Origin of the sequence: Micromonospora sp. NPDC047753 (assembly GCF_040642735.1) — a bacterium.
Lineage (GTDB): Bacteria > Actinomycetota > Actinomycetes > Mycobacteriales > Micromonosporaceae > Micromonospora.
Genome location: NZ_JBEYSL010000433.1, coordinates 1 through 5771, shown reverse-complemented (window position 1 = coordinate 5771; position 5771 = coordinate 1). Strand labels below are relative to the sequence as shown.

General features: G+C 71.8%; 7 protein-coding genes. 3 read left to right on the top strand and 4 right to left on the bottom strand.

Annotation, left to right across the window (positions count from 1 at the left end):
- On the bottom strand, positions 1-299 hold a 299-nt coding region (locus tag ABZ749_RS27670), incomplete at its 3' end, for a winged helix-turn-helix domain-containing protein (RefSeq protein WP_357232951.1).
- A gap of 128 nt (positions 300-427) precedes the next feature.
- On the opposite strand from ABZ749_RS27670, the gene ABZ749_RS27665 reads away from it, so the two are divergent.
- The 3 genes from ABZ749_RS27665 (at position 428) to ABZ749_RS27655 (ending at position 2518) form a co-directional block, all read left to right on the top strand.
- Entirely contained in the window at positions 428-1306 is an 879-nt protein-coding gene (locus ABZ749_RS27665) for an alpha/beta hydrolase (RefSeq protein ID WP_357232949.1), read from the top strand.
- A gap of 367 nt (positions 1307-1673) precedes the next feature.
- Complete coding sequence (locus ABZ749_RS27660; protein WP_357196887.1) at positions 1674-2123, top strand: hypothetical protein; 450 nt, start codon at positions 1674-1676, stop codon at positions 2121-2123.
- Positions 2120-2518, top strand: a complete 399-nt coding sequence (locus tag ABZ749_RS27655; RefSeq protein WP_355006817.1) for a hypothetical protein — start codon at positions 2120-2122, stop codon at positions 2516-2518. Before ABZ749_RS27660 ends, ABZ749_RS27655 begins: the two co-directional genes overlap by 4 nt.
- Before the next feature lie 32 nt (positions 2519-2550).
- Here ABZ749_RS27655 and ABZ749_RS27650 read toward each other — a convergent pair whose 3' ends face one another.
- The 3 genes from ABZ749_RS27650 to ABZ749_RS27640 form a co-directional block, all read right to left on the bottom strand.
- Entirely contained in the window at positions 2551-4719 is a 2169-nt protein-coding gene (locus ABZ749_RS27650) for a hypothetical protein (protein ID WP_357232947.1), read from the bottom strand.
- Positions 4712-4939 carry a hypothetical protein gene (locus ABZ749_RS27645; protein WP_357232945.1) on the bottom strand — a complete coding sequence of 76 codons (228 nt, stop codon included), beginning with the start codon at positions 4937-4939 and terminating at the stop codon, positions 4712-4714. The genes ABZ749_RS27650 and ABZ749_RS27645 overlap by 8 nt, the downstream gene beginning before the upstream one ends.
- Before the next feature lie 109 nt (positions 4940-5048).
- Positions 5049-5771, bottom strand: a 723-nt coding sequence (locus tag ABZ749_RS27640) for an SDR family NAD(P)-dependent oxidoreductase (protein WP_357232942.1), incomplete at its 5' end; no start/stop codon positions are given.

Below are 5771 nucleotides of genomic sequence, written 5' to 3'. Positions count from 1 at the left end.
GGCGGCTCGGTGACCAGGATCCGGGGCGGCTGCCGGGGTGGCCGATCGGGCTCCAGGGCCCGGCGCAGGTCGGCGACGAAGGTCCGGATCGCTCCCACCGCGCCGTCCGGTGCGACCTCCCACAGGTCGTCGACGAGACGATCCACCGGCACCACCCGCCCGTGGGCGATCAACAGCCGACCCAGCACCAGGCGCTGCCGGTGTCCCCGCAGGGCGATCGGGCCGCGCTCGGTCGCGGCGATCACCGGCCCGAGTACGCCGAAGGTCACCGCGACGGGCGCCGTCAGATGCCTGGTCACGGCACCAATCTAGGCCCGGCACTGATCCGACGCTGACCGGCTGCTGATCACCGCCGGGCAGGCTCGGTGAGGTACGACGGCGACGGGCCACCGCCCCCGCCGGGACTGCTCACCAGGAAGGTTCCCCCGTGGACCCGAAGATCAACGGATTCGACTACCGACGTGTCACCGTCGCCGACGGCGTGACGCTCAACGCCGCCGTGGGCGGTTCCGGGCCGGCGATCGTGCTGCTGCACGGCTTTCCGCAGACTCACCTCATGTGGCGGCACGTCGCCGCCGATCTGGCCGCCGACCACACGGTCATCTGCCCGGACCTGCGCGGCTACGGCGACAGCGACAAGCCCCTCGACACCGATGGCACCGGGTACGCCAAGCGCACCATGGCCGCCGACATCGTCGCGCTGGCCGGCGCGCTCGGTCACGAGCGGTTCGCCTTGGCCGGGCACGACCGGGGCGCCCTGGTCGCCTTCCGTGCCGGCCTGGACCATCCGGCGGCGATCAGTCACCTGGCCCTGCTCGACGTGCTACCCACGCTGGACATGTGGGACGTGTTGCACGGCGCCAGCGCCGCTGTGGCGTTTCACCTCTATCTGATGGCGCAGCCGCCCGGCCTGCCCGAAGAGCTGATCGCCGGCAGCCCGGACGCCTTCTTCGGTCACTTCCTGGACGTCTGGACCCGTGATCCGGAGGCTCTGCCGGCTGAGGTGCGTGCCGCTTACCTGCGCGCGTCCCGCGACGCCGTCCCCTCGATCGCCGCCGACTACCGGGCGTCGGCCGGGATCGACGTGGCTCACGACGCCGTTGACCGGGCGGCCGGCAACCAGCTGCGGATGCCGGTGGCGGTGCTCCAGCAGGACTGGGGCGCAGCGCTGGGCTACGACGCGGCGGCGGTGTGGCGGGCCTGGGCGCCGGATCTCGACCACCAGACGGTCAGCTGCGGGCACTTCATGGCGGAGGAGGCCCCGGCCGAGGTGCTCCGGGCGCTGCGCGCCCTGCTCGCTCGCTGATCGACCGACGACCCGGCCCACAATCGTCACCCTGGGGAAGATATCTGACACTCCCTGTCACCGGGCGACAGTGCGGCCGGGTCGTCGCGCTTCACCCTTCCCACCGCCCAAAAACCAGCGTGCAATGCCCCTTGACCTGCGGGAATGCGACGTTACACAGGTGGACGCCAACCGGCGATCGGTGATACACAGGCAGATACCGGCAGCCAACGACGTCGAGTCGCTCCATCTTCTCGCCCAACGACCGTCCACAGGCAACGCACCACCGGGCTCCGCCGCACGGTTCGCGGCTCCACGGCCGCGACCCACCGAACGGCACCGGCCCAGCGGGCGCTGCCGGACGCCGGTCCTCGACCAAGGAGTTGCCGTGGGAAACCTTCGTATCCGATCCCGCCACCAGCCGTACGAGATCGCTGTCCTGGCCGCAGCACCTCTCTGCGGCGTTCTGATGATGACCCTCAACGTCCGGCCGACGTCCGTTCAGACGTCGATGCCGGAGCCCATCCAGGTCGCCTGGGAGCTGGGTCTGGTCGCGGTGGGCGTGGGCGGACTACTGGGCATCCTGTGGCCCGGCCGGCTCTCCACAGGGCTCGGCCTCGAACTCGCGTCGGTGCTGGTGCTGGGCACGATCACCGGCATGTACGCGGTGGCCCTGTTGGTCATGTCGGGCCGAAACTCCATCGTCGCCACGTCGTTCGTGATGGCGGTGACGGTCGGGTCGCTCTGGCGGGCCGCGCAGATCGCGATCGACCTACGTCGCCTGGCGCGAGCATGCGAATTTGTGACCTACGAACAGTTGCAGGCAGGTGTCACGTGATTACCGCACCCGCGCCAGCTGCCCCGCACTGGGTGCAGGTGGCGCTCAGCGTGCTCGGCATCCTCGGCGGGGGCACCGGCCTTGCCGCGATCGCCACAGTCGTGGTGCAGCGGGGCAAGTTCAAGGCCGATGCCGCCGACACGCTCACCGAGGCCGCCCTCACGCTCGTGCAGCCGTTGCAGACACGGATCACCCAGTTGGAGGTCGAGGCGTTCAGCGCCCGGTCCGAGCTGGGCACGCTCCGCGAGCAGGTCAACCAGTTGCAGTTCGTCGTCCGGGTGCTCACCCGGACGTTGGACCGCTGGCGGGCCGCGATCCGGGCCCCCGACGCCACCCTGCGCAAGGTCCGCGCGACGGTGGCGGAGTCCGACCGGATTCCTGAGATGGATCGTTGACCGGCGTCGCTGCCCCCTGTGGCCGGTAACCCTCAATTGGCGTCGCGGAGGCGTTCGGTGAGTTCGCGCACCGCAGCCCGGAACTCGGGGTCGGTCTCGCCCGGATGATGCCCCCGCAGCGGCGGCGCGGACCGCTCTCCCGGCGCCGGCAGCAGGTGTGCGGGGTCCCGCAACCGCCTGTCGACCTGGCCCGCCGGATCGGCCGGGTCCGGAGCTGGATCACCGGGTCGGTGTGCGGCGAACACCCAGCCGCCGACCGGGTCGGTCTCCCGCCAGAGGTTGAGCCACCGCCACTCGACCCGCTCCCCCACCTCCCGCAGCACCTGATCGTTGAGGTAGGCCGGAAAGAGCCGGGCGTACAGGCGGTCCAGCGGTGAACCGTAGGTGAGCAGCGCGACCCGTCGGCGTACGCGCGGAGGCAGCCGCAGCACCGCCAGCGCCAGCAGCGCGGACCCGTGGCTGTGCCCGCAGAGCAACACCCCGGCGTGTCGCTCGGCCAGTTGGCTGATCCGGTCGGCCAGCTCCGGCACGGCCCGGTCGGCGTAGCTCGGCGGGGCGAACGGGTGCGCGGCCCGGGGCCAGAAGGTGCCCAGGTCCCACAGAATGCCGACGTGCCGGCGGAACCACGCGGTCCGATAGGCGAACACACCCCCGGCCAACAGTGTGAGGAGCAGTCCCGCGAGGAGGTAGGTGCTTCCGGTGAGCCCCATCTCGACGGCTCGTGGCGGCAGCCCGAACACCTGTCGCGCCAACTCCTCCGGCTCACGCCCGGTGCGCCCCAACAGGCTCGTGATCAGTCCGATCAGCGCGAGCACCGCGTACGTGGTCGCGATCAGACCCAGCCACTCGGTGAACCTCGCCCGGGCGATGGTCGTCATCGTCAGCCGTAGCCGCCCCGCCGCCTCCGGCGGAACCACCGGGAAGTCGAGACGGGTGATCGCCGTTGCCGCAGCGCGTCGTCGTCGCCGCGACAGGAGGGTCAGGGCGCCACACACCAGCACCCCCGCGACCACGTGCAGGAAGAAGGACAGGAGCGTCCAGCGGTACGGCAGCGGCGGTCCACCGTCGCCGGAGTAACCGCCGAGCAGCTGCCCGATCTGGTAGACGAGACCGGCGGAGAGCCCGCCGGCCAGGCCGACCGCGAAGGCGGCGACGACCGCCGCGCCCAGGCCACGCCGCAGCGTGGACCGTCCGCCCGCACGGCCACGGTGCCACAGCACCAGCCCGCTGAGCACCACCAGCAGGGTCATCTGACCGAACAGGGCCCCGGCCGCGATCCCGCCGTAGCCGGGCATCCCGGTCGACGACGGCCAGCCCTGGTCGTCGCGCGCGACGAGGACGAGGGTCGCCACGCTCAGACCGACGGCCAGGACGCCTGTGGTGCGGGCGGTCCATTCCGCGGTTCGCGCCATCGCGGCCCGGTCGGCCAGCCCGGGGGCGGCGAGCAGACCGACGCAGACCAGCAGCACCACCACGCTGAGGGTCAGCAGCAGCGTCGTACCGAGCGTCGCGCCACCGGTGTGACGGGCCACCAGCAACATGAGATCGAGTACGGCGAGCGCGGCGGCGACGTGGATCGCTCGCAGCCGCTGCACCAGCGGTTCCACAGTCCACACCGCGTTGCCGTCCGGGTGGGACCGGCGCTTGCCGACAAGTAGGAGGAACACGATGGCGGCGATCGGCAGGAGTGTGAGCACGCACAGCCGCTGCCCGAGGTGCCGGCCGTCGAGCCCGGCCATCGTGTCGAAGGGCTCACGGCAGCGGGCCGCACCGAGACACCGCCAGGCGAACAGGTCGAGGGCGACCCCGGCGATGGACACCACGTACAGCACCGTGAGGTTGAGCGCGAGGAGCCGGCACAGCATGGTGACCCCGGCGGCACGGCGGCGGCCGGTGGGCAGCATCCACACGGCCACGTTGCTGAACATGAACGGCAGCAGGAAGACCATGGAGAGGGTCCGGGCCACGGTGCCCGCGGGCAGGTCCCCCCAGCGGTACGCCTCCAGCGTCACCCCGTCCGGGTCGGTGCCCTCCGACCGGTCGGGCCGGTGGAAGCCGCCGCGGTCGTCGCCGGCGACCTGCCGGACTCCCGGGCGGTCGAGGATGACTGTGGGGTCGCCCCCGGACACGCCGTGCACCCGCAACTCCACCACGTCGGGTCTGCGCGGTTGGTCGCCGTGGTCCGGCTTCCTCTCAGGCATCGGGCCGCTCCCCGGGCCGCCGCTGGTCGGACCCGTCCCGTCCGCTGATCTGTCGCGCGTATCCCCGCAGTCCGGGCATCCCGTCGACCAGGACGATGAGCAGCAGCACTCCGGCGACGACCGCGAAGACGAACGCCGGGTCGAAGAAGAGTTCCAGGAACGACGCCCTGCCCGGGTTCTCCCGCCGGAGCAGCAGCCGTCCCGGAAGCCCGCCCGCCATCGCCATCCTTCCCCGGCCCGCAGCTGCCACCGCCGCCCCAGTCGTACCACCCGGACTGCCAGGCCCGGCGTGGTTCCGCCGAGCTGGGCCGCCCGGCGGCGACGCCGCGCTACGACATCAGGTCCGACGCCACGTCCCAGAGCCGAGCGGCGTTGCCCGGGTCGACCGCGTACGCGGCCACGCCGCTGTAGTCGGCGGGCCGCTCGGTGACGACCGGGGCCTCGGCGCAGTCCTCGAAGTAGCGACCGCCGACACCGTTCAGCAGGGGGGACGCCGCGAGCAGTACGGAGGTCGCCGCGCCCTGCTGCGGGGTCTTGTGCATCTCCCTGGGCGACTTCAGCCCACCGGTGTGCTTCTGCAACCCGGTGGCGATGGCGCCCGGGTTCAGCGCGTTGGCGTAGATGCCCTCGCCGGACCAACGGCGGGTGGCTTCCACTGCGAGCAGGGCCTCGGCGCTCTTGGACTGCCCGTAGGCCAGCAGCGGGTCGTACGGCCGGAACGCGAAATGCAGGTCGTCGAAGATCACCGGGGAGAAGAGGTTGCCGCTGGAGCTGACCGACACGACTCGGGCGCCGCCGGCCGCGGCGAGGGCGTCGTGCAGGCCGACGGTCAACGCGAAGTGCCCCATGAAGTTGGTGGCGAACTGCATCTCCCAGCCCTCGGCGGTGCGCTCCAACTCGGGCAGCGCCATGATCCCCGCGTTGTTGACCAGGATGTGCAGCGGCTGGTCCCAGCCGGCGACGAACTGGCGTACCGAATCCTGGTCGGCCAGGTCCAGCGCGCGGACGGTGACCCGCTCCGCGCCGATGCAGGCCGCCGGCGACATCGCGGC

Coding starts and splice junctions, on each gene's coding strand:
- ABZ749_RS27645 (WP_357232945.1), bottom strand. CDS start 4,939: ATGGCGGGCGGGCTTCCGGGACGGCTGCTGCTCCGGCGGGAGAACCCG.
- ABZ749_RS27650 (WP_357232947.1), bottom strand. CDS start 4,719: ATGCCTGAGAGGAAGCCGGACCACGGCGACCAACCGCGCAGACCCGAC.